Genomic DNA, 21301 nt, shown 5'->3' with positions numbered 1-21301 from the left:
GGGTCGGGTCCGGCAGGGCGTCGGTGGCAGGAAGACGGCGTACACCGGGACGGGGTGGCGCAGGGACGGGGTGGCGCCGGGAGAGGGTGGCGCCGGGATGCGGCCATACTCGTGGGATGAGCGCGGGTGGATACGACGCGGTGGTCCTCGCCGGGGGTGCGGCGCGGCGGCTGGACGGTGCCGACAAGCCCGGCCTGAGCGTGGGTGGGCGAGCACTGCTGGACCGGGTGCTGAGCGCGTGCGCCGACGCCCGGCGGACCGTTGTCGTCGGCCCGCGCCGCCCCACCGTACGGCCCGTGCACTGGGTGCGTGAGGAACCCCCCGGTGGTGGTCCGCTGGCCGCGCTCGACGCCGGGCTGCGCGAGGTGACCGCCCCGGTCGTGCTGGTGCTCTCGGCGGATCTGCCGTTTCTCACGGCGGACACCGTCGGAGCGTTGCGGGCCGGGCTCGCCGAGGGCGGAACGGAGGGCGTGCTGCTCACGGACGCCTCGGGCCGAGAGCAGCCGCTGGTGGCCGCGTACCGCGCCGAACCCCTGCGCCGCGAGCTGGCGCTGCTCGCCACCGAGCACGGCCGGCTCGGCGGCCTGCCGCTGCGGCTCCTGACCACCGAACTGTCGATCGGCCGCCTCCACCACCCCAGCGCCTCGTTCGACTGCGACACCTGGGAGGACCTCAGCGCGGCCCGCGCGCGCATCAGGGAGCATGGACACGTGCTGGATGAATGGATCTCCGCAGTCAAGGCGGAACTCGGCATCGACCTCGACGTCGACACGGCCGCACTTCTCGACCTGGCTCGGGACGCGGCCCACGGGGTCGCCCGCCCTGCCGCGCCGCTGACCACCTTCCTCGTCGGCTATGCCGCCGCGCAGCGGGGTGGCGGCCCCGAAGAGCTGGCCGAGGCGACCCGCAAGGCCGTCGCGCTGGCCGCCCGGTGGGCCGACGAGACCGGGACACCGGGACAGTCCGCGGGATGACCGGTCGGGAGCGGGAGCGGGAGCAGGCGCGGGAACAGGAGCGGGACGTGGACCGCGAGGTCGAGCAGGCGCTGGCGCTCGCCAATCACGGGCGCGGCGCGGTTGCCGGTGACGACCGGTCCGGTGCGTCTTCCCGTACGCCGTCCGACGCACGCGCCGACTGGGACCCGTGGGAGGAGCGGGACGAGCGGCATGAGCGGCCGGGTTCGCGTTCCGGTGCTGGTTCCGGGGCTGGTTCCGACCGCGGTCCGGATCCCGGGGTTGGTTCCGGGGCCGGTTCGGGTCCGGGGGCGGGTTCGGGGTCGGGTGCGGGTTCGGGTCCGGGGTCGGGGGCGGGTTCGGGTCGCTCCGGCGGTGGGGCCGTAGGCCATCGGGAAGGGATCGCCTGGGCAGAGGCACGTGCCGTCGCGGCCCATGCCGCGGCGCCGCTGAGCTCCGCCGTACGGCCGCTCGGTGGTGCGCTCGGGCACGTGCTCGCCGCTCCCCTCACCGCTCTGACCGACCTGCCCTCCTTCGACACCTCCGCCATGGACGGCTGGGCTGTGGCCGGCCCCGGCCCATGGCGGGTGCCCGATCAAGGGCGAGGCATCCTCGCTGGTCAGGCCCCGTCCGCCCCGTTGCCCGACGGCTACGCGGTGCGTATCGCGACCGGTGCCCGCGTTCCCGCGGGAGCCACGGCCGTCGTGCGCAGCGAGCACGGCACGCTCACGGACGAGAGTTCCAGCGCGCCCGAGGGCCCCGGTGCGGGTGCGGCGGCCTTGCTGCGGGCTGTCGCCGGGCACCCGGTGGTGCACGGGCAGGACATCCGGCCGCGGGGCCAGGAGTGCCGCGTCGGGGACGAGTTGCTGCCCGCCGGGACGCTGGTGACCGCCGCTGTCCTGGGCCTGGCCGCGGCCGCGGGTTACGACGAGCTGGTGACGGTGGCCCGCCCGCGGGTGGAAGTCCTGGTCCTCGGTGATGAGCTGCTGACCGAGGGACTCCCCCGGGACGGCCTGATCAGGGATGCCCTGGGGCCGATGCTCGGGCCGTGGCTGGCGGCCCTGGGCGCTGAGGTCCTGGCGACACATCATGTTCCCGACGAGGTCGGGGCGTTGTACGCCGCCGTTGACGCCTCGACCGCCGACGTCGTCGTCACCACCGGAGGAACCGCGTCCGGGCCGGTCGACCATGTGCATCCGATGCTGCGGCGGTTCGGCGCCGAGCTGCTGGTCGACGGCGTCGCCGTCCGGCCAGGGCACCCGATGCTGCTGGCCCGGATCGCGCCGGGCAAGCACGTGGTCGGGCTGCCCGGGAATCCGCTGGCGGCCGTCTCCGGGCTGCTGACGCTGGCCGAACCGCTGCTGCGTACGCTCTCGGGCCGCCCCTCGGCTGCCCTTCCGGCCACGCGCGCGCAGACGGGCGTTCCTCCGACGGAGGCCGCGTCTGCGACCGAGAGCGCTGCCGCGGCGGCGGCGACCGCGACGGGGGCCGGGACGGGGACGGGGGCCGGTACGGGGGCGGGTTACGGGAACGCGGTGGCGGAGGCCGGATTCGGTACGGGGGGCCCGAACGCCGTGAAGGAGGCCGGGCTCAGGACGGGGGCCGATACCGCCGGGACGGCGCCCCCGCCCGATACCGCCGGGACGGCGCGCCTGCCCGTTACCGCCGGGACGGCGCGCCTGCCCGTTACCGCCGCGACGGCGCCCCCGCCCGCGACCGCTCGGCTCACCGCGGCTGTTCCCGGGCATCCGCGGGACACCCGGCTCGTACCCGTCTGCTGTCGCAGCGGCGTGGCGACCCCGTTGCGCTTCCACGGTCCGGCGATGCTGCGCGGTATCGCGGTCGCCGACGGGCTCGCCGTGATCCCGCCCGGCGGGGCGGAGCGCGGTGCCCGGACCGAGGTACTCCCTCTGCCCTGGGCGGCGTCGGTGCCCCCGGCCGCGCCCTCCACCGCGGCCCCTGGCATGCCGTAGCGCCGCCTCGGGCCGCTGCCGCGGTGGCGGGAGCACGCGGTGGCAGGAGCACGCGGTGGCCGTCGTCCGACGGCGAGGACCGCCGTCCGGGCGTCGCGGCGGTCGGGGCCTGTGGGTGGAGGACCGGCGGGACGGCATCAGGAGTAGCCTCGCGGCCATGCATGCGATCACCATCCCCGAACCCGGCGGCCCCGAAGCCCTCGTCTGGGCGGAGGTCCCCGATCCCGTGCCCGGTGAGGGAGAGGTCCTGGTCGACGTCGCGGCCAGCGCCGTCAACCGTGCCGACCTGCTGCAGCGTCAGGGCTTCTACGATCCGCCGCCCGGCGCCTCCCCGTACCCCGGACTGGAGTGCTCGGGCCGGATCGCCGCGCTCGGCCCGGGAGTCACGGGCTGGGCTGTCGGCGACGAGGTGTGCGCGCTGCTGGCCGGCGGCGGCTACGCCGAGAAGGTCGCCGTACCCGTGGGGCAGTTGCTTCCCGTCCCGGCGGGCATCGACCTCGTCACGGCCGCCGCGCTGCCCGAGGTCGCCTGCACCGTGTGGTCGAACGTGTTCCTCGTGGCCCATCTTCGGCCTGGTGAGACGCTGTTGGTGCACGGCGGTGCCAGCGGCATCGGAACCCTGGCCATCCAGCTGGCGAAGGCGGTCGGGGCGCGGGTGGCGGTGACGGCGGGCAGCGCGGACAAGCTCGCCGAGTGCCGCAAGCTCGGTGCCGACATCCTCGTCAACTACCGCGAGCAGGACTTCGTGGAGGAGATCCGCGAGGCCACGGCGGGCGCAGGCACGGACGTCATCCTCGACATCATCGGAGCGAAGTACCTCGACCGGAACGTCCAGGCCCTCGCCGTCAACGGCAGGCTGGCGATCATCGGCCTGCAAGGCGGCGTCAAGGGCGAGTTGAACCTGGGCACGCTGCTGGCCAAGCGCGCCGCCGTCACGGCCACCTCGCTGCGTGCGCGGCCGCTGGCCGAGAAGGCGACGATCGTCGCGGCGGTACGGGAACATGTCTGGCCGCTGATCGAGACGGGGCGGGTCCGGCCGGTCGTGGACCGTACGCTTCCGCTGCGCGAGGCGGCGGAGGGACACCGGGTGCTCGACGCGGGCACGCATGTGGGCAAGGTGCTGCTGACGGCCTAGTCGGCCTGGTGGGCCTGCCCTCCCTGGTCGCCCCGCCTGCCCTCCGCCTCCCTGCCCTCCCTGCCCGCCTTGGTCGGCCCGATCGGCGTGCTCGGCCTGGTCCCGCCGGTCGGCTTCGTGGGGCCTGGTCCCCGTCCGGCGAGCTGTTCCCGGGATGCCGTGCGCCTTCACTCGTGTGACCCTGTACCCGTCACCTGGCGGAGCTTCGGGCACGGGAGGATGACGGCGTGGCGGCAGCGCATGGTTCGCGACGGTTGGCGGTCGGCCTGCTGGCCGCCGTTCTCTCGCTCCCCGTATCGGCCGCCCTCGCCGCGGCCGACGACCCTGGTGACCTCGCGGGCAACCGTCCCGGCCAAGGCCGTACCCACCCTGGCCGTTCGACGCCTCCCGGCTTCCCGCCCAGGGCCGACGAGGACCGGCAGGACGGCAGTGTCCGCGCCTCGGCCCCGCCGGACGCCACTTCCGTCGCCCCTCCTGCCGCCACGTCGGCCGCCGCCACGTCGCCCGCCGCCGCGGTGCCCGCGGACCCGCCGCCGTACGCCGCCGGGCACGCCGCCGAGGCCGCCGGCGACCCCGCCACCGGCCCCGCTGCCGGTCGGCGGCGGCAGGCCGACGGGCCGGCCGCCGGTCGCGCGATGCGGGTGCTGCCGCTCGGCACCGGGATGGCTCTCGCGGGGCTGGGGCTCGCGTACTTCGGACTGCGGCTCAGGCGCCGCTGACGGCATATCCGCTCGGGTCAAGGCGCGGGCGCCGAAACCGGCCACCCTGGGACGACGTGGCCCGGCCGCTCGCCCTCGAGCAGGTCCCGCCCTCGAGCAGCTCATCGCCGGGGAGCGTCGCCATCGCCCGCGGCCGCCCCGCGCACCCGCCCGGCCGCACGTTCCGGCGGTGTGCCGAGCGCGTCGGCATCGGCCGAAAAGCGGTGGATCAGCTGGGAGCGGGGGCATCATCGACCCGAACCACAGGTGCGAGAGAATGGCCACATGAACCAGCCGATGAACGAACGGTCGCAGGAGAGCCCGCACGTCCTGGTCGTCGGCCCGGACGGCATGGCCCTCGGCAGCGCCGGTGCAGGCGACGGCAGCAGTGACGACGAGTCCCGCGAGGTTCCCGTGACGGACATGGTCGAGCAGCCCGCGAAGGTCATGCGGATCGGCAGCATGATCAAGCAGCTGCTGGAGGAGGTCAGGGCGGCGCCTCTCGACGAGGCCAGCCGGGTCCGGCTGAAGGAGATCCACTCCAGTTCGGTCAAGGAACTGGAGGACGGCCTGGCGCCGGAGCTCATCGAGGAGCTGGAGCGGCTCTCGCTGCCCTTCACCGACGAGGCCGTGCCGACCGAGGCGGAGCTGCGGATCGCCCAGGCACAGCTGGTCGGCTGGCTTGAAGGCCTGTTCCACGGGATCCAGACGGCCCTGTTCGCCCAGCAGATGGCGGCCCGCGCGCAGCTGGAGCAGATGCGCCGTGCGCTGCCCGCGGGGATCGCGGGCGGTGAGGACGACGAGCACGGGCCGCACCACGGTGGTGCGCGTTCCGGCCCGTACCTCTGACAGAGTTCCGGCCCGTACCTCTGACAGAACGGGGTCCGGGGCTTCGTCCCCGGACCCCGGTTCAGCCGCGCATGGCGACGGGCCGCGATGAGCGGCAGCCCGCGCGCCCCGGCGCCCGCTCCCGCCGAAGGACGTCAGGGCTGGCAGCGGGCACGGACAACGATCACCGGCCAGCGACCGCCGACCAGCGACCGCCGACCAGCGACCGCCGACCAGCGATCACCGGCCAGCGACCGTCGGTCGAAGCCTTCGCGCCTACTCCGGGATGCCCGTGGAGACGGTCAGCGTGATCACGTTGTTCGTGGACGGCGTGAACCGGTCGTCGTAGGTGCCCTTGGGGGAGTAGTCGAGCACCGCGCCCTTGCCCCAGACCGCCTCGTCCTTCTCTTCGACCTTGTACTTCCAGCCCGCGTCCGTGATGCACTTCTTCACGGACTCGGCGGACATGAACTGGAAGTTCGGCAGGTAGTAGGCGCTCGTGTCGGTGGACATCGTGTCGGCGTCCGTGCACTTCTCGGGGTCGACCACCTTGCCCTTGATGTCCGAGCCGTCGTTGAAGCCGGACGGGAGGGTGCTCGCGGTCGGCGTCGGCTTGTCGTCCGCCTCGTCGTCCTTGCCGCTGCCGCCGCTGAGCGCGATGACGAGCACCACGCCGAGCACCGCCAGCGCCGCGACCACCGCCGAGCCGATGATCACCTTCTTGTTGCCGTTGCCACTGCCCCGTTGCCTCCGCCGCCGGAAGCGGCCGGGGTCGGCGCGGCGTTGTACGGCGGCGGGGTGGAGGGCCCGCCCGGGTACGACACGGTGGGCGCCTGGGGGGCCGGGGTCGAGGCCGGTGCCGACGCCGCGAACGGCTGCTGGTGGGTGGGCCCCGACGGCGGGGTGGACGGCCCGAAGCCGCCCTGGTACTGGCCGGGGCCCGGCTGCGGCTGGTACGGCGTCTGCACGCCCTGCACGCCCGGAGCCGGAGTGTCCAGCGGCGGGAAGACCGCCGAGCCCACGCCCGCGCCGCTGCGCGCCGGCGGCCCGCCGGTGATGATGATCGGCGAGGCGCCGGTCTGGCCGGTACGGCCGACCCGCTCGCACTCGTCGCGCATGGCCTCGGCGGTGGGGAAGCGCTCGTTGGGGTTCTTCTTCAGCGCGCGCGCCACCAGCGCGTCCACCGCGGGCGGTATGGACTGGTTGATGGTGGAGGGCGCGACCGGCTCCTCCTGCACGTGCGCGTACGCGATGGCCAGCGGCGAGTCCGCGTCGAAGGGCAGCCGTCCGGTCAGCAGCTCGAAGAGCATGATGCCGACCGAGTACAGGTCGCTGCGCGCGTCCACGCCGCGCCCCAGCGCCTGCTCGGGCGAGAGGTACTGCGGAGTGCCCACGACCATGCCGGTCTGCGTCATCGACGTGACGCCGGACTGCATGGCGCGCGCGATGCCGAAGTCCATGACCTTGACCACACCGCGCTTGGTCATCATCACGTTGCCGGGCTTGATGTCGCGGTGGACCAGGCCCATCTCGTGGCTGACCTCGAGAGCCGCGAGCACATCGCCGGTGATCTTCAGGGCCTTGTTGGTGGGCATCGCCCCGTACTGCTGGACGTCGGCGTCCAGCGCCGAGCGCAGCGGCTGGCCCTCGACGTACTCCATGATGATGTACGGCATCAGGGAGCCGTTGATCTCGTCCTCGCCGGTGTCGAAGACCGAGACGATGTTGGTGTGCGAGAGCTTGGCCACGGCCTGCGCCTCGCGCCGGAAGCGCTCCCGGAAGGACTGCTCGCGTCCCAGCTCGGTGTGCAGGGTCTTGATGGCGACCTGGCGGTCCAGCGCGGTGTCGTAGGCGAGGTGCACCGACGCCATGCCGCCCTCACCGAGCAGATCCTGGAGCTGGTACCGGCCGCCGCCGATCGACTGGCCCGCGAAGCGGCCTTGTGCGCCGTGCTGGCTCATTGTTTTACTTCCCCCTCGGCGCACTGCCCTGACGCATGGATCCGCGCTCTGATCGTCTTGCAATCGTCTCAGATGAGTCGCTGACCGTGATCGTGGTGATCGCCGTGTCTTGATCTCGCTGTTCCCGTATATCTTCGCCAAGTCTGCCGCAGGCCACGGACACGTCAAGCCGCGTGCCCGATCCGTGACCGGATGCGCAAGAAGCCGTCACGTGATTTGCGTCGCTTCCCCCATAACGGGTTTGATGACCGGTCCATCCCGGACCGGAGTGCGGCGCGGAGCCTGTAGCGTGAAGAGCCGGAGCACCGTATACGCCCGCGCGAGCGGACAGATCACGACGGCGAGGACCGATGGCACAGACCCAGAGCGCCCAAGGGCCCTCCGAACCTGATGCTGGGAGCGCCGTGGGCGGAAGCGGAATGCCTGATTCACCAGAGATCTGGGGCAATGGCGGGTTGGTCGGCGACGGCCGCTACCGCCTGACCCACCGGCTCGGCCGCGGCGGCATGGCCGAGGTCTTCGCCGCCGAGGACGTCCGACTGGGCCGTACGGTCGCGGTGAAGCTACTCCGCGCCGACCTGGCCGAGGACCCGGTCTCCAAGGCCCGGTTCACGCGCGAGGCGCAGTCGGTCGCCGGGCTCAACCACCATGCCGTCGTGGCCGTCTACGACTCGGGCGAGGACACGGTCGCGCACGGCGGCTCCGCCGCGGGCGGCCAGCACACCGTCCCGTACATCGTGATGGAGCTGGTCCAGGGCCGGACCATCCGCGACCTGCTGATCAACGCCGACGCGCCGCCGCCGGAGCAGGCGCTGATCATCGTCTCCGGGGTGCTGGAGGCGCTGGCCTACAGCCACCAGCACGGGATCGTGCACCGCGACATCAAGCCGGCCAACGTGATCATCACCAACAGCGGCGCGGTGAAGGTCATGGACTTCGGTATCGCGCGCGCCCTGCACGGCGCCTCGTCCACCACCATGACCCAGACCGGCATGGTCATGGGCACGCCCCAGTACCTCTCCCCCGAGCAGGCCCTCGGCAAGGCCGTGGACCACCGCTCGGACCTGTACGCCACCGGCTGCCTGCTGTACGAACTGCTGGCGCTGCGCCCGCCGTTCGTCGGCGAGACCCCGCTGTCGGTGGTCTACCAGCACGTCCAGGACGTGCCGGTGCCGCCGTCGGAGATCTCCGACGGCGCGGTGCCGCCGGAGCTGGACGGACTGGTGATGCGCGCGCTCGCCAAGGACCCGGACGACCGGTTCCAGAGCGCGGAGGAGATGCGCGGCCTGGTGCAGTACGCGCTGCAGATGCTCCAGGAGACCGGTGGCCACACCGGTACGTGGAACACCGGGCCGATCCCCCAGCACCTGGGCGGCTCCACCGCGGCGATGGGCCTGCCCGGCACCACCGCCCTGCCCCACCCCGGTCAGGGCGGGGACACCTCGCAGCAGCCGGCCGTGCCCGGCCACTACGGGGACGACGGCGGCTACAGCGGCTACGACGGCTATGACGGGTACGACGACGGGTCCGGGCGCGGCGGGGGCGGCCGCCGCGGTCGTGGGAAGGTCGTGCTGCTGGTCGTGCTGGCGGTGATCGCCATCGCGGCGGGCGTCGCGTTCGCGCTGGACCTCGACGGCAAGGACAAGGGCACCGGCAGGGACGAGCCGAAGCAGACCACGACGCGCAGCAGCACCAAGGAGCCGACGAAGAAGCCGACCGAGGTGCCGACGCAGACCGAGCAGCCGGGCGGTACGGGCGGCAGCACGGGCGGCTGGACGCCGAGCGAGCAGCCGAGCTACCCGACGTCCACCCCGAGCACGGGTCCGACGGACGACTCGACGGTCTCGCCGAGCGATCCGCCGACCACTCCGCCTACGGGCGACCCGTCAACTGGTGAGCCGCCGACCGGTGAGCCGCCTACGGGCGACCCGTCGACTGGTGAGCCGCCGACCGGCGACCCCGCGGACATCGGCGGGGTGTCGGCCGGCGGCGACGGCGGAGAGGGCTCCTGACGGCTGCTCTCTGCGCGGGCTGAGCGCCGGTCAGCCCGCGAACGACTCGCGGCCGCTGGTCAGTTCGTGAATGCCTCGCGGCCGCTGGTCAGTTCGCGAATGCCTCGCGGACGGCGTCGTACTCCCGCGTCCACCACACCGCGAGCGCCGCGGCCGCCGGGAACTGGTGGTCCGCCCGCCGGTCCCCCAGCTGGTAGCGCCAGCGCAGCATCCAGAAGTCGTTGAGCCGTTCCCACCACACCCGGTGGGCGGCGGCGGCCAGTTCGGCGGGTCCGGCGCCCGTGGTGCGGCGGTACGCGCGCGCGTAGGCGCGCACCTTGGCCAGCTCCAGCGTGCCGCCGGGCCGGACGAAGAAGATGGCGGCGGCCCGTACCGCCTCCTCCGCGCGCGGCTGCACCCCCAGCCGGTCCCAGTCCACGATCGCGGCGGGTTCCGCATCCCGGTAGAGCAGGTTCAAGGGGTGGAAGTCGCCGTGGACCCAGCCGGTGGCGGGGACGGCGGCGGCCGCCGGGCGGCGGTGCGCGTGTCGTTCCAGCAACTCCCGCCGCTCCACCAGCCGGTGCACGGCCAGCTCGTCGAACGCGTCATGGCCGCGGCGGGCGCGGGCGAGTGCCAGCAGCCGGTCGATGAGGGCGAAGGTGTGCGCGGGGTCGGCGCCGGCCTCGTCCGGGGCGTGCGGCGCCCGGGGCGCGGGCGTTCGTGGGTCGATGACCTCCTCCAGGCAGGTGTGCACCAGCCCCAGCAGGGCGCCCAGCCGCGCGGACTGAATCCGCGTCAGTTCGCCGCCGTCGCGGTGCTGTCCGTCGATCCACGGGTGCAGCGCCCAGCAGCGGCCGTCGATGACGGTGACCGTGCGGCCGTCCGTGTCGGCGACGGGCGGCGCGACCGGCAGCCCGAGGGCGTCCAGCCGCAGCGTCACCCGGTGCTGGCGGGCGATGGCGGCCCGGTCGCCGTCGAGGTGGTGCTTGAGGAAGTAGCGGCCGCGGGTGGTGGCGAGCCGGTAGCCGCGGTTGAGCAGGCCCTGGGCGAGCGGCTCGCACGAGAGCGGCTCGCCGGGGATGTCGTAGCGCCGCAGCAGCGTGTGCAGTGTCGTCCCGTCGGGAGGGGAGGTCTCGGCGAGGGGGACAGGTGAGCGCGGCACGCGACAGATGTTAAATGACGCGCGTCACGGAGAGTGCTCAGCTTGCGACGCGGCGATACCTGCGATGTGATGGACGGTTACGAACCGTGGTCGCAGACGCAGATACACCGGGTCGTACGGGGCGTCGTCGGCGAGCCGGGGGACCGGCCCCAGGCGCCTGAGCTCATCGGGTTCCGGGTGTACGGCGCGGGCGGTGCCGACGCACTGCACGGACCAGAACTCGTCGGCCGCCGGCGTGCCGGAGGGGCCACCATGGCCGCTATGGCCGCCCGAGGGGGTGTCGCCGCCCGCGGGGCCGCCGCCGGCCAAGCCCGCGGGGCCGCCGCCCGCGGGGCCCTCGGTGCCCGCCGGGCCTTCGCTGCCCGCGGTGTCGACCCCGTAGGCGACGACATTCCCGTCGCACGCCCGGTGGTAGCCGTGGCCGCGGTGCAGGCGCAGCAGGACGTCGGCGCCGCTGACGGTGTGCCGGGCCACGGTCACGAAGGGGAGTGCGCCGATGCTCACCGAGATCCGGCCGTAGCGGGTACGGCGGAGCAGGTCCAGGGCGCGGGGGTCGCGGTGCTTGTCGGTGGGCATGGCTCCACCTTGCCCTTGCGCCGACGGCGCATATAGGGGCGGCGGGCCCGGGGGCGCGGGGCTTAGGTCCCGCCCGGCCGCGGCGTCGCCCGGGCCGGACGGCTCGGCCCTCGGCCCGGCGCCGCTCAGTCCTGCCCGCCGGGTCCGGCTCAGCCCTCGGCCCGGCTCAGTCCTGCGTGCCCGGTCCGGACGCCTGGAGTCGGGCCACGTACGCCGCCGCCTGCGAGCGCCGCTGCATGCCGAGTTTGGACAGCAGGCTGGAGACGTAGTTCTTGATCGTCTTCTCCGCGAGGTGCAGCCGCTCGCCGATCGCCCGGTTGGTGAGCCCCTCCCCGATGAGGTCGAGGATCCGGCGCTCCTGCTCGGTGAGGTCCGCCAGCCGGTCGTCGGTCCGGGGCCCCGAGCCCTCCCGGAGCCGCTCCAGTACCCGCGCCGTGGCCACCGGGTCCAGCAGCGACCGGCCCGCCGCCACGTCCCGGATCGCGGCCAGCAGCTCGCTGCCGCGGATCGCCTTGAGGACGTAACCCGACGCGCCCGCCATGATCGCGTCGAACAGTGCCTCGTCGTCGGCGAAGGACGTGAGCATCAGGCACCGGATGGCCTCGTCCCGCGACCGGACCTCACGGCACACCTCGACGCCGCTGCCGTCCGGCATGCGGACATCGAGAACGGCGACATCGGGGCGTACGGCCGGAATCCGGGTGAGCGCCTCCGCGGCCGTCCCCGCCTCGCCGACCACCTCGATTCCCGGCTCCGCGGCGAGAAGATCGTGCACGCCACGCCGGACGACTTCGTGGTCGTCAAGGAGAAATACCGTGATTTTTCCTTCTTCGGGCACGGGATCCAGTCTCACACACAAAGTCTTCCCTTGCTCTTGCCCTGCGGGATACCGTGCGCCTGTTCCGCGGGCCTGCGGGGCTCTGACCAGTGAAAGCTCCCGATCCCTCGCGATTTACTTGGATATCCAAGCAAAATTGCAGGTCAGGAAGGGTTTCGCAGAGATGTGACCCACTGGGTAACGTGCTTTTTGCAGGCATCCGCCGGGACTACCTGTCACGCCTGGCCGGCCCTCGGCGCACACCACCCCGTGCGCCATCGCCGCCAGGCGAGCCGCACTGGCCCGTCGGTGGACCCCGGGGGCCGGACAGACGGAGGAGCACACGTGACCGTGGACAGCACTGCCGCGCGCAAGCCACGCCGCAGCAGCACCAAGCGCAGCAGCGCTAAGCAACGCCCGGCGGATGAGCCTCAGCTCGTGCAACTGCTGACGCCGGAGGGCAAGCGGGTCGAGCACCCGGACTACTCCATCGACCTGACCCCCGAAGAACTGCGCGGCCTGTACCGGGACATGGTGCTGACCCGCCGCTTCGACGCCGAGGCCACGACGCTCCAGCGCCAGGGCGAGCTGGGCCTGTGGGCCTCGCTGCTGGGCCAGGAGGCCGCCCAGATCGGCTCCGGCCGGGCCCTGCGCGACGACGACTACGTCTTTCCGACCTACCGCGAGCACGGGGTCGCCTGGTGCCGCGACGTCGACCCGACCAATCTGCTGGGCATGTTCCGCGGCGTGAACCACGGCGGGTGGGACCCGAACTCCAACAATTTCCACCTGTACACGATCGTCATCGGGTCGCAGACGCTGCACGCCACCGGATACGCGATGGGCGTGGCCAAGGACGGCGCGGATTCCGCGGTCATCGCCTATTTCGGTGACGGCGCCTCCAGCCAGGGCGACGTCAACGAGGCGTTCACCTTCGCCGCCGTCTACAACGCGCCGGTCGTCTTCTTCTGCCAGAACAACCAGTGGGCCATCTCCGAGCCGACCGAGAAGCAGACCCGGGTGCCGCTCTACCAGCGCGCCGCGGGCTTCGGCTTCCCGGGCGTGCGGGTGGACGGCAACGACGTCCTCGCCTGCCTGGCCGTCACCCGGGACGCGCTGGAGCGGGCCCGCACCGGCCAGGGCCCGACCCTGGTGGAGGCGTTCACGTACCGCATGGGCGCGCACACCACCTCCGACGACCCCACGCGCTACCGCAGCTCCGAGGAGCAGGAGCTGTGGGAGGCGCGCGACCCGATCCTGCGGCTGCGCACCTACCTCACCGCCGAGGGCCTCGCCGACGAGGCGTTCTTCACCGAGCTGGAGGCGGAGAGCGACGCGCTCGCCAAGCGGGTGCGCGACGCGGTGCGGGCGATGCCTGATCCCGAGAAGATGTCGCTCTTCGACCACATCTACGCGGACGGCCACGCGCTGGTCGACGAGGAGCGCGCCGAGTTCGCCGCGTACCAGGCGTCGTTCGTGACCGATTCCGCGTCCGAGGAGGGCAACTGACATGGCCACCCAGAAGATGTCGCTCTCCAAGGCGATCAACGCGTCCCTGCGCACCGCGCTGGAGAACGACCCCAAGGTCCTGATCATGGGCGAGGACGTCGGCAAGCTCGGCGGCGTCTTCCGCGTCACCGACGGCCTCCAGAAGGACTTCGGCGAGGACCGGGTCATCGACACCCCGCTCGCCGAGTCCGGCATCGTCGGCACCGCGATCGGCCTCGCCCTGCGCGGCTACCGCCCGGTGGTGGAGATCCAGTTCGACGGCTTCGTCTTCCCCGCGTACGACCAGATCGTCACCCAGCTGGCCAAGATGCACGCCCGTTCGCTGGGCAAGGTCAAGATGCCGGTCGTCATCCGCATCCCCTACGGCGGCGGCATCGGCGCGGTCGAGCACCACAGCGAGTCCCCCGAGGCGCTGTTCGCGCACGTCGCGGGCCTGAAGATCGTCTCCCCGGCGAACGCCTCCGATGCCTACTGGATGATGCAGCAGGCCATCGCCAGCGACGACCCGGTCATCTATTTCGAGCCGAAGCGCCGCTACCACGACAAGTCCGAGCTGGACACCTCCGCCATCCCCGGCCCGCTGCACGTGGCCCGGGTGGTCCGCGAGGGCACCGACCTCACGCTCGCGGGCTACGGGCCGATGGTGAAGGTCTGCATGGACGCCGCCGCGGTCGCCGCCGAGGAGGGCAAGTCGGTCGAGGTCGTCGACCTGCGGTCGATGTCGCCGATCGACTTCGACACCGTCCAGCGGTCGGTGGAGAAGACGGGCAGGCTGGTGGTGGTGCACGAGGCGCCGGTCTTCATGGGCATGGGGTCGGAGCTGGCCGCCCGGATCACCGAGCGGTGCTTCTACCACCTGGAGGCCCCGGTGCTGCGGGTTGGCGGCTTCCACGCCCCGTACCCGCCGTCCCGGTTGGAGGACGAGTACCTTCCGGGACTGGACCGGGTACTCGACGCCGTCGATCGCGCGCTGGCGTACTGAGGGGCTTGAGGAGAGTCGTGACCATGACTGGAACCGATCAGCGCTTCCGCGAGTTCAAGATGCCCGACGTGGGCGAGGGGCTCACCGAGGCGGAGATCCTCAAGTGGTACGTGGCGCCGGGCGACACGGTGACCGACGGCCAGGTGGTGTGCGAGGTCGAGACGGCCAAGGCCGCCGTCGAGCTGCCGATCCCGTTCGACGGCGTGGTGCACGAGCTGCGCTTCGGCGAGGGCACCACGGTCGACGTCGGCACGGTGATCATCTCGGTGGACACCCAGCCGGGCGCGGGCCCGGCGGCGCCGGCCGCCGAGGCCGCGCCCGCCGCTCCCGAGACGCCGGCGGAGGAGGCGGACGAGGAGCCGCAGGGCCGCCAGGCGGTCCTCGTCGGCTACGGCGCGGCCCCGTCGTCGACGAAGCGGCGCCCGCGCAAGCCGGTGCCCGGCAGGGGAGCCCCGGAGGAGCGGCGGGCGGCGGCCGCGATACAGAGTGAGTTGAACGGACACGGCGCAGCCCCGGCCCCTGCGCCCGCGCCCGTGGCTCCCGCACCCACCGGCACCTTCACCACCGCACCGATCGGCGTGCGCCCGCTGGCGAAGCCGCCGGTGCGCAAGCTCGCCAAGGACCTGGGCATCGACCTGGCGACGGTGACCCCGACCGGCCCGGACGGGACCATCACCCGCGAGGACGTGCACGCGGCGGCGGCCCCGGCCGCGGCGGCCGTGGCCCCTGAGCCCGAGGCCGCTCCCGTCCCTGCTCCGGCCGCTGTCGGCGCGGACCGTGAGCGCCGGGTGCCGGTCAAGGGCGTACGGAAGGCCACCGCGCAGGCGATGGTGGCGAGCGCCTTCACCGCGCCCCATGTGACGGAGTTCGTCACGGTCGACGTGACCCGGACGATGAAGCTGGTCCAGGACCTCAAGCAGGACCCGGACATGGTGGGCCTGCGGGTCAACCCGCTGCTGCTGGTCGCCAAGGCCCTGCTGGTCGCCATCCGGCGCAACCCGGACATCAACGCGACCTGGGACGAGGCCAACCAGGAGATCGTCTACAAGGACTTCGTCAACCTGGGCATCGCGGCGGCCACCCCGCGAGGCCTGATCGTCCCGAACATCAAGGATGCCGGGCGGAAGACCCTCCCCGAACTGGCGGCGGAGCTGGGCGACCTCGTCGCCACGGCCCGCGAGGGCAAGACCAGCCCGGCGGCGATGTCCGGCGGCACGGTCACCATCACCAACGTCGGCGTCTTCGGCGTCGACACCGGCACCCCGATCCTGAACCCCGGAGAGTCGGCGATCCTCGCCTTCGGCGCGGTCAAGCTCCAGCCGTGGGTCCACAAGGGCAAGGTCAAGCCGCGCCAGGTGACGACCCTGGCCCTGTCCTTCGACCACCGCCTGGTCGACGGCGAACTGGGCTCGAAGGTGCTGGCGGACGTCGCGGCGGTCCTGGAGAACCCGAAGAAACTGATCACCTGGGCGTAGTTGTCGCCTGTACGGCACGGTGAGGGGCCGGGAGCGCTTGCTCCCGGCCCCCTCAGCTCTGCGCGGCGGTCACGCAGGTCTCGGTGAGCGGCCCAGGCGAGGAAGTCGGGGATGCTGGAGCTACCGCTCGACGCCTGCTGATCCGACATCGGCCCTTGGGGCCGCCGTCACGCGTGCGTGACCCGGATCTTGGACTGCCCGTGCGGCCGCCGCTCCCAGTCCTCCATGAAGCGGGCGGCGAGCCCATGGCGGCGCGCCAGCTCCAGCAGGGTCTCGGTGCGGTAATAGAAGTCCTCGCGGAGCACGTGGTGCTCCTTGCCCTCGGTGCGGTCGAAGGTGAAGTCGAAGAACCCGCCGGGCGCCAGGACCCGGCCGACGTGGGCCAGGCACTCCTCGATGACGTGCAGTGGGGAGTGCGAGAAGACGCTGTGTGCGTGGACGACGGTGAAGCGAGCGCTGGGCAGGAAGTCCAGCGTCAGATCGGTGGTGAGCGCCAGATGCGGCAGCTTGTCCTGCAGACCGCGGCGGACGAGCGTCCTGTGGGCCTGGACCAGGATGTCGGGGGATATGTCGATCCCGTAGTAGTGGCCGGGCTCCAGGTAGTCGATGAACCGCCAGCCCGCCCGGAGATTGCCGCAGCCGATCTCCAGCATGCGGTCCCGCGGGGTGAGCCCGTGCTCGGTGAGGTAGTCGAACTGCATCCGGCCGAGCGCCAGCCACCGCTCCGCCGACCCGCTCCCCACCGCCGTGTCGGCGCTCCGCGCCGTATCCGAGGCCATGACGGCCCGGTAATACGCGACGTGGTCGCGGTGGCGGGCCCGCAGCCATGCGTCCCGCACCGACCGCCGCAGATGGGCGGGGATCCGCTGGGGGTGCCGCAGCGCGTAGCGGGCCTTGTGGGCGAGGGCGGTGCGGTTCCGGGAGAGCCTTGGCGGTGATATGTCAGGCATGCGCGGTTCTCCGGTGTCTCGGCTGTCTCGGCGTGGTCTACGCGGATGCGGGCGCCCCCTCGGGGCGAGCGTAAGCGGGCGCGCCCGGCGCCGCAGCCGGGGCGGGCGGGACAGGTGACGGGCCCTGTAAAGGCGTTTGCGCGGGCCCTCCGCGCTGCCTACGGTCGGTCGGATGAGCTCGGAAACGATCATTCGCCCCTACCGGCCGGCCGACGAGGAAGCCGTGGTCGATCTGTGGTCGCGGGCCTCGAAGGCCGCGCACCCGTTCATCGGCGGGGAGGGCGAGGGCACCCGGGCCCGCAAGATCCGGGAGGTGTATCTCGTGCACGCCGACAACTGGGTCGCCGAGTCCGCGGAGGGCGCCGTCGTCGGGCTGCTCGGGCTGCTGGAGGCCGAGATCGGTGGGCTGTTCGTCGCGCCGGAGGCGCAGGGGACCGGGGTCGGGCGGGATCTGGTGGAGCACGCCGTCACCTTGCACGGCGAGATGACGCTGGAGGTCTTCGAGCGGAACCTCCGCGCCCGCCGGTTCTACGAGCGCATGGGGTTCGTGGAGCGCGGGCGGCGGATGGACGAGGAGACCGGACACGAGCTTGTTGCGCTGTGCCGGCCCGCGCCGCTGGAATCCGTGGCCTGGCTGTGCGTACGGGACGGGCGGGTGCTGAACGTACGGACCAAGGGCAGGGAGGTCTTCTATCTGCCCGGCGGGAAGTACGAGGCGGGCGAGACCGCGCCGCAGGCGCTGGCCCGCGAACTGGCCGAGGAACTGGGAGTCGTGGTGGACGCCGACGCGCTGACCGAGGCGTTCACCGTCCATGACGTCGCCCACGGGCAGAACGGCCGCCCGCTGCGGATGCGGTGCTTCACCGGCGGGCCGGAGGACGCCGACCCGGTTCCCGGGCGCGAGATCGCGGAAGTCGAGTGGATGGGGCGCGCGGACGTCGACCGCTGCGCGCCCGCCTACCGGCAGGTGATCCGGCGGCTCGCGGCCGCGGGTGTGCCGGTGGCCTGAGCCTGCCCACCTGCCGGTCCGGATCGTGGACGGGCCCTGTGCGCGTATACGTGTTGTATCTATGCTGTGCGCATGCCCTCCGCCGCCGCCCCAGCCTCCGCTCCCGCCAAGCAACCCCCCGCCGCCGAGCGGGTCTACGCGCACGTCAAGCAGGGGGTTCTCGACCGGAGCTACGAGGGTGGGACGCTGCTCACCGAGGGGGATCTCGCCGAAGCCGTCGGGGTGTCGCGGACGCCGGTGCGGGAGGCGTTGCTCCGGCTTGAGGTGGAAGGGCTGATCAAGCTCTATCCGAAGAAGGGCGCGCTGGTCCTGCCGGTGTCCGCGCAGGAGATCGCCGACGTGGTCGAGACGCGCCTGCTGGTGGAGGAGCACGCCGCCCGCAAGGCCGTGCCCGCGCCCCCGTCGTTGCTCGCCCGGCTCGAGGAGCTGCTGGAGCGGCAGGAGCGGGAGGCGGCGGCCGGGGATCTCGCGGCGGTGGCGGTCAGCGACCGGTGCTTCCACGCCGAGATCGTGCGGCACGCGGGCAACCAGATCCTCTCCCGGCTCTACGACCAGCTGCGCGACCGGCAGTTGCGCATGGGCGTGGCCGTGATGCACGCGCACCCGGACCGCATCGCCAAGAACATCGCCGAACACGGGGAGATCCTGCGGGCGCTGCGCGGCGGTGACGCGGACGCGGCCGCCGCCGTCGTACACCGGCACGTCAGCTGGGTGAAGAACCTGGCGCGGGGCGAGGCGCGATGAGCGTCTCCTCCGGGGCGAGCCGCACCGGCGGCGGCCCCGCGCTGCCGGGGGACCCGCCCGGTGGTCGGCGTGCGATGGCCGTCTGGGGCCTGGGTGTCTCGATCTACTTCGTGGCGATCACGTACCGCACGAGTCTGGGCGTGGCGGGGCTGGACGCCGCGGACCGGTTCGACGTCGGCGCCTCGGCGCTGTCCACCTTCTCCATACTCCAGCTGCTGGTGTACGCCGGGATGCAGATACCCGTCGGCCTGCTGGTCGACCGGCTCGGCACCCGCAAGGTGCTCGTCATGGGCATCGTGCTGTACACGACCGGGCAGTTGGGCTTCGCGCTGTCCCACTCCTACGGCATGGCGCTCGCCTCCCGCGCCCTGCTCGGCTGCGGCGACGCGATGACGTTCATCAGCGTGCTGCGGCTGGGCGCGCGCTGGTTCCCGGCCCGCCGCGGTCCGCTGATCGCGCAGACCGCCGCGCTCTTCGGCATGGCGGGCAACCTGATCTCGACGCTGGTGCTGGCCCAGCTGCTGCACCGCTTCGGCTGGACCCCGACCTTCGCGGGCAGCGCCCTCGGCGGCGTGCTGGTGCTGGTCCTGGCGCTGCTGTTCCTGCGCGACCACCCAGAGGGGTACGAGCCGCCGCCGGCCGCGCACGCCGACAAGGGCTTCGTACGGCGGCAGATCGCCGCGGCCTGGCGCGAGCCCGGCACCCGGCTGGGGATGTGGGTGCACTTCACCACCCAGTTCCCGGCGATGGTCTTCCTGCTGCTGTGGGGGATGCCGTTCCTGGTCCAGGCGCAGGGGCTGGACCGGGCCGTGGCCAGCGAGCTGCTGACCCTCATCGTGCTGTCGAACATGGCGGTCGGCCTGGTCTACGGGCAGATCATCGCCCGGCACCACGCCGCCCGGGCCCCGCTGGCCCTCGGCACGGTCGCCGCCACCGCGCTGCTGTGGGGCGGTGTCCTGGCCTGGCCGGGGGAGCACGCCCCGCGCCTGGTGCTGATCGCGCTGTGCGTCGTGCTCGGGGCCTGCGGCCCTGCCTCCATGATCGGCTTCGACTTCGCGCGGCCCGCGAACCCGCCGGAGCGGCTCGGCACCGCCTCGGGCATCGTCAACATGGGCGGTTTCACGGCCTCCATGATGACGCTGCTGGCCGTCGGCCTCCTCCTCGACGCCACGGGCGACGACTACCGGATCGCCTTCTCCTCCGTCTTCGTCCTCCAGGCGCTGGGCCTGAGCCAGATCCTGCGCCTGTGGGGCCGGGCGCACCGGCGCGAGCGGGAGCGGGTGGTGGCCAGCCGCGTGGAGGCGGTGCATGTGCCGGTCTGACGGCCCCGTACGGGATGGCCAGGCCGGCGTCACCATGTGGACGGATCGTGACGTGGCGGCCTGTATCCCCCATTATGTGCCCGTACTGATGACCGAGTTCCAGGAGCGATGACGTGACGATTCGGCCGCCCGCGGGCGTGAGCACACCGGCGCTGGTAGTGGACGCGGACATCCTGGAGCGCAACATCGCCAGGATGGCCGACCGGGCCCGCGCCCACGGCTTCGCGCTGCGGCCGCACGCGAAGACCCACAAGAGCCCGCGTCTGGCGGAGTTGCAGCTCCGCGCGGGGGCGACGGGGCTCAGCGTCGCGACCCTCGGCGAGGCCGAGATCTTCGCGGACGCGGGGGTCGAGGACCTCTTCATCGCCTACCCGCTCTGGGTGGACGATGCCAAGGCGCGGCGGCTGCGGAGCCTGGCCGAGCGGGTCACGCTGAGCGTGGGGGTGGACTCGGCCGAGGGCGCGGCCCAGTTGGGGCGCGCTGTGCGCGATGGCGCGCGGCCGCTCCAGGTCCTGATCGAGATCGACAGCGGCCACCACCGCACGGGCGTGGCCCCCGACCGTGCGGCGGCCGTGGCACGGGCGGCCACCGATGCGGGACTGCTGGTGCGGGGCGTCTTCACCTTCCCTGGCCACGGGTACGGGCCCGAGGCCCGGGAGTCCGCGGCCCGCGACGAGGAGCGCGCGCTGGGTGACGCGGCCCGCGCCATCGAGGGCATCGGTCTGGCGGCTCCCGTGATCAGCGGCGGCTCCACCCCCACCGCGGGTACGGCGCGGGCCGGTGTGGTCAACGAACTGCGGCCCGGGGTCTACGTCTTCAACGACGCGACCCAGGTCGCGCTGGGCAGCTGCACCGTTCAGGACGTCGCCCTGGCGGCCGCCGCCACGGTGGTCAGCGTGCCGGCCCCCGACCGCTTCGTCCTCGACGCGGGCAGCAAGATCCTCGGTACGGACACCTCGTCGCACGTGCCCGGCCACGGTCTCCTTCCGGAGCTGCCCGGCGCAGTTGTCACCTCGCTGTCCGAGCACCACGCCGTCGTCACGGTGGAGCCCGGCACCGTGCCGCCGCGGCCCGGCTCGCTCCTGGCCGTCGCGCCCAACCACGTGTGTACGGCGGTGAATCTGGCCGATGAGCTCCTGGTGACCAGGGGCGGCGTGGTGGTCGACCGGTGGGCTGTGGCGGCCCGGGGCGCCAACGTCTGACGTATGGCTCGGCG

17 protein-coding genes and 1 pseudogene are annotated in these 21301 nt (G+C 72.9%); 13 read left to right on the top strand and 5 right to left on the bottom strand.

What is annotated here, in order from left to right; all coding sequences use genetic code 11:
- Positions 1-116 precede the first annotated feature (116 nt).
- The 5 genes from Q3Y56_RS17385 (at position 117) to Q3Y56_RS17365 (ending at position 5608) form a co-directional block, all read left to right on the top strand.
- Positions 117-974 (top strand): NTP transferase domain-containing protein, encoded by an 858-nt coding sequence (locus tag Q3Y56_RS17385; protein ID WP_304462830.1) that lies wholly within the window; start codon positions 117-119, stop codon positions 972-974.
- Positions 971-2926, top strand: coding sequence for a molybdopterin molybdotransferase MoeA (locus Q3Y56_RS17380; protein WP_304462829.1), 1956 nt, complete (start codon positions 971-973; stop codon positions 2924-2926). Before Q3Y56_RS17385 ends, Q3Y56_RS17380 begins: the two co-directional genes overlap by 4 nt.
- A gap of 157 nt (positions 2927-3083) precedes the next feature.
- Positions 3084-4061 (top strand): NAD(P)H-quinone oxidoreductase, encoded by a 978-nt coding sequence (locus Q3Y56_RS17375; RefSeq protein WP_304462828.1) that lies wholly within the window; start codon positions 3084-3086, stop codon positions 4059-4061.
- A gap of 227 nt (positions 4062-4288) precedes the next feature.
- Complete coding sequence (locus Q3Y56_RS17370) at positions 4289-4780, top strand: hypothetical protein (RefSeq protein ID WP_304462827.1); 492 nt, start codon at positions 4289-4291, stop codon at positions 4778-4780.
- 264 nt (positions 4781-5044) lie between these two features.
- Complete coding sequence (locus tag Q3Y56_RS17365; protein ID WP_304462826.1) at positions 5045-5608, top strand: bacterial proteasome activator family protein; 564 nt, start codon at positions 5045-5047, stop codon at positions 5606-5608.
- Positions 5609-5863: 255 nt separating this feature from the next.
- Here Q3Y56_RS17365 and Q3Y56_RS17360 read toward each other — a convergent pair.
- Positions 5864-7548, bottom strand: a pseudogene (locus tag Q3Y56_RS17360) (protein kinase).
- 350 nt (positions 7549-7898) lie between these two features.
- On the opposite strand from Q3Y56_RS17360, the gene Q3Y56_RS17355 reads away from it, so the two are divergent.
- Positions 7899-9560, top strand: a complete 1662-nt coding sequence (locus tag Q3Y56_RS17355; protein ID WP_304462825.1) for a protein kinase — start codon at positions 7899-7901, stop codon at positions 9558-9560.
- A gap of 88 nt (positions 9561-9648) precedes the next feature.
- Here Q3Y56_RS17355 and Q3Y56_RS17350 read toward each other — a convergent pair whose 3' ends face one another.
- From Q3Y56_RS17350 to Q3Y56_RS17340, 3 genes are all read right to left on the bottom strand, one after another.
- The gene (locus tag Q3Y56_RS17350) at positions 9649-10701 is read right to left on the bottom strand and encodes a phosphotransferase (RefSeq protein ID WP_304462824.1); all 1053 of its coding nucleotides are present in this window, start codon (positions 10699-10701) and stop codon (positions 9649-9651) included.
- 24 nt (positions 10702-10725) lie between these two features.
- On the bottom strand, positions 10726-11277 hold the full coding sequence (locus Q3Y56_RS17345; RefSeq protein WP_304462823.1) for a pyridoxamine 5'-phosphate oxidase family protein: 552 nt from the start codon (positions 11275-11277) through the stop codon (positions 10726-10728).
- Between the two features lie 166 nt (positions 11278-11443).
- Positions 11444-12115, bottom strand: coding sequence for a response regulator transcription factor (locus tag Q3Y56_RS17340; protein WP_304462822.1), 672 nt, complete (start codon positions 12113-12115; stop codon positions 11444-11446).
- A 324-nt stretch (positions 12116-12439) separates the two neighbouring features.
- Here Q3Y56_RS17340 and pdhA point away from each other — a divergent pair, with 324 nt between their 5' ends.
- Genes pdhA through Q3Y56_RS17325 form a run of 3 tightly spaced genes read left to right on the top strand, consistent with a single transcriptional unit; the run spans position 12440 to position 16060 of the window.
- Positions 12440-13603, top strand: coding sequence for a pyruvate dehydrogenase (acetyl-transferring) E1 component subunit alpha (pdhA, locus tag Q3Y56_RS17335; RefSeq protein ID WP_304462821.1), 1164 nt, complete (start codon positions 12440-12442; stop codon positions 13601-13603).
- A 1-nt stretch (position 13604) separates the two neighbouring features.
- Positions 13605-14585: an alpha-ketoacid dehydrogenase subunit beta gene (locus Q3Y56_RS17330; protein WP_304462820.1), complete on the top strand. Its 981-nt coding sequence runs from the start codon at positions 13605-13607 to the stop codon at positions 14583-14585.
- Between the two features lie 23 nt (positions 14586-14608).
- A complete protein-coding gene (locus Q3Y56_RS17325) occupies positions 14609-16060 on the top strand; it encodes a dihydrolipoamide acetyltransferase family protein (RefSeq protein WP_304462819.1) in 1452 nt (483 codons plus the stop codon).
- Positions 16061-16227: 167 nt separating this feature from the next.
- Here the strand turns inward: Q3Y56_RS17325 and Q3Y56_RS17320 are convergent, their stop codons facing one another.
- A complete protein-coding gene (locus Q3Y56_RS17320) occupies positions 16228-17010 on the bottom strand; it encodes a class I SAM-dependent methyltransferase (protein WP_304462818.1) in 783 nt (260 codons plus the stop codon).
- A gap of 172 nt (positions 17011-17182) precedes the next feature.
- On the opposite strand from Q3Y56_RS17320, the gene Q3Y56_RS17315 reads away from it, so the two are divergent.
- The 4 genes from Q3Y56_RS17315 to Q3Y56_RS17300 all read left to right on the top strand — a co-directional run bounded on the left by Q3Y56_RS17315 (position 17183) and on the right by Q3Y56_RS17300 (position 21287).
- A complete protein-coding gene (locus tag Q3Y56_RS17315; RefSeq protein ID WP_304462817.1) occupies positions 17183-18019 on the top strand; it encodes a GNAT family N-acetyltransferase in 837 nt (278 codons plus the stop codon).
- Between the two features lie 72 nt (positions 18020-18091).
- Positions 18092-18763, top strand: coding sequence for a GntR family transcriptional regulator (locus tag Q3Y56_RS17310; protein WP_304462816.1), 672 nt, complete (start codon positions 18092-18094; stop codon positions 18761-18763).
- Positions 18760-20085, top strand: coding sequence for a nitrate/nitrite transporter (locus tag Q3Y56_RS17305; protein WP_304462815.1), 1326 nt, complete (start codon positions 18760-18762; stop codon positions 20083-20085). Before Q3Y56_RS17310 ends, Q3Y56_RS17305 begins: the two co-directional genes overlap by 4 nt.
- Before the next feature lie 113 nt (positions 20086-20198).
- On the top strand, positions 20199-21287 hold the full coding sequence (locus Q3Y56_RS17300) for an alanine racemase (protein ID WP_304462814.1): 1089 nt from the start codon (positions 20199-20201) through the stop codon (positions 21285-21287).
- The last annotated feature ends 14 nt before the right edge of the window (positions 21288-21301 follow it).

Source organism: Streptomyces sp. XD-27 (assembly GCF_030553055.1).
Classification (GTDB): Bacteria; Actinomycetota; Actinomycetes; order Streptomycetales; family Streptomycetaceae; genus Streptomyces.
Note: the sequence above shows the minus strand (reverse complement) of the source record. Positions and strands in the feature narration are given on the sequence as shown.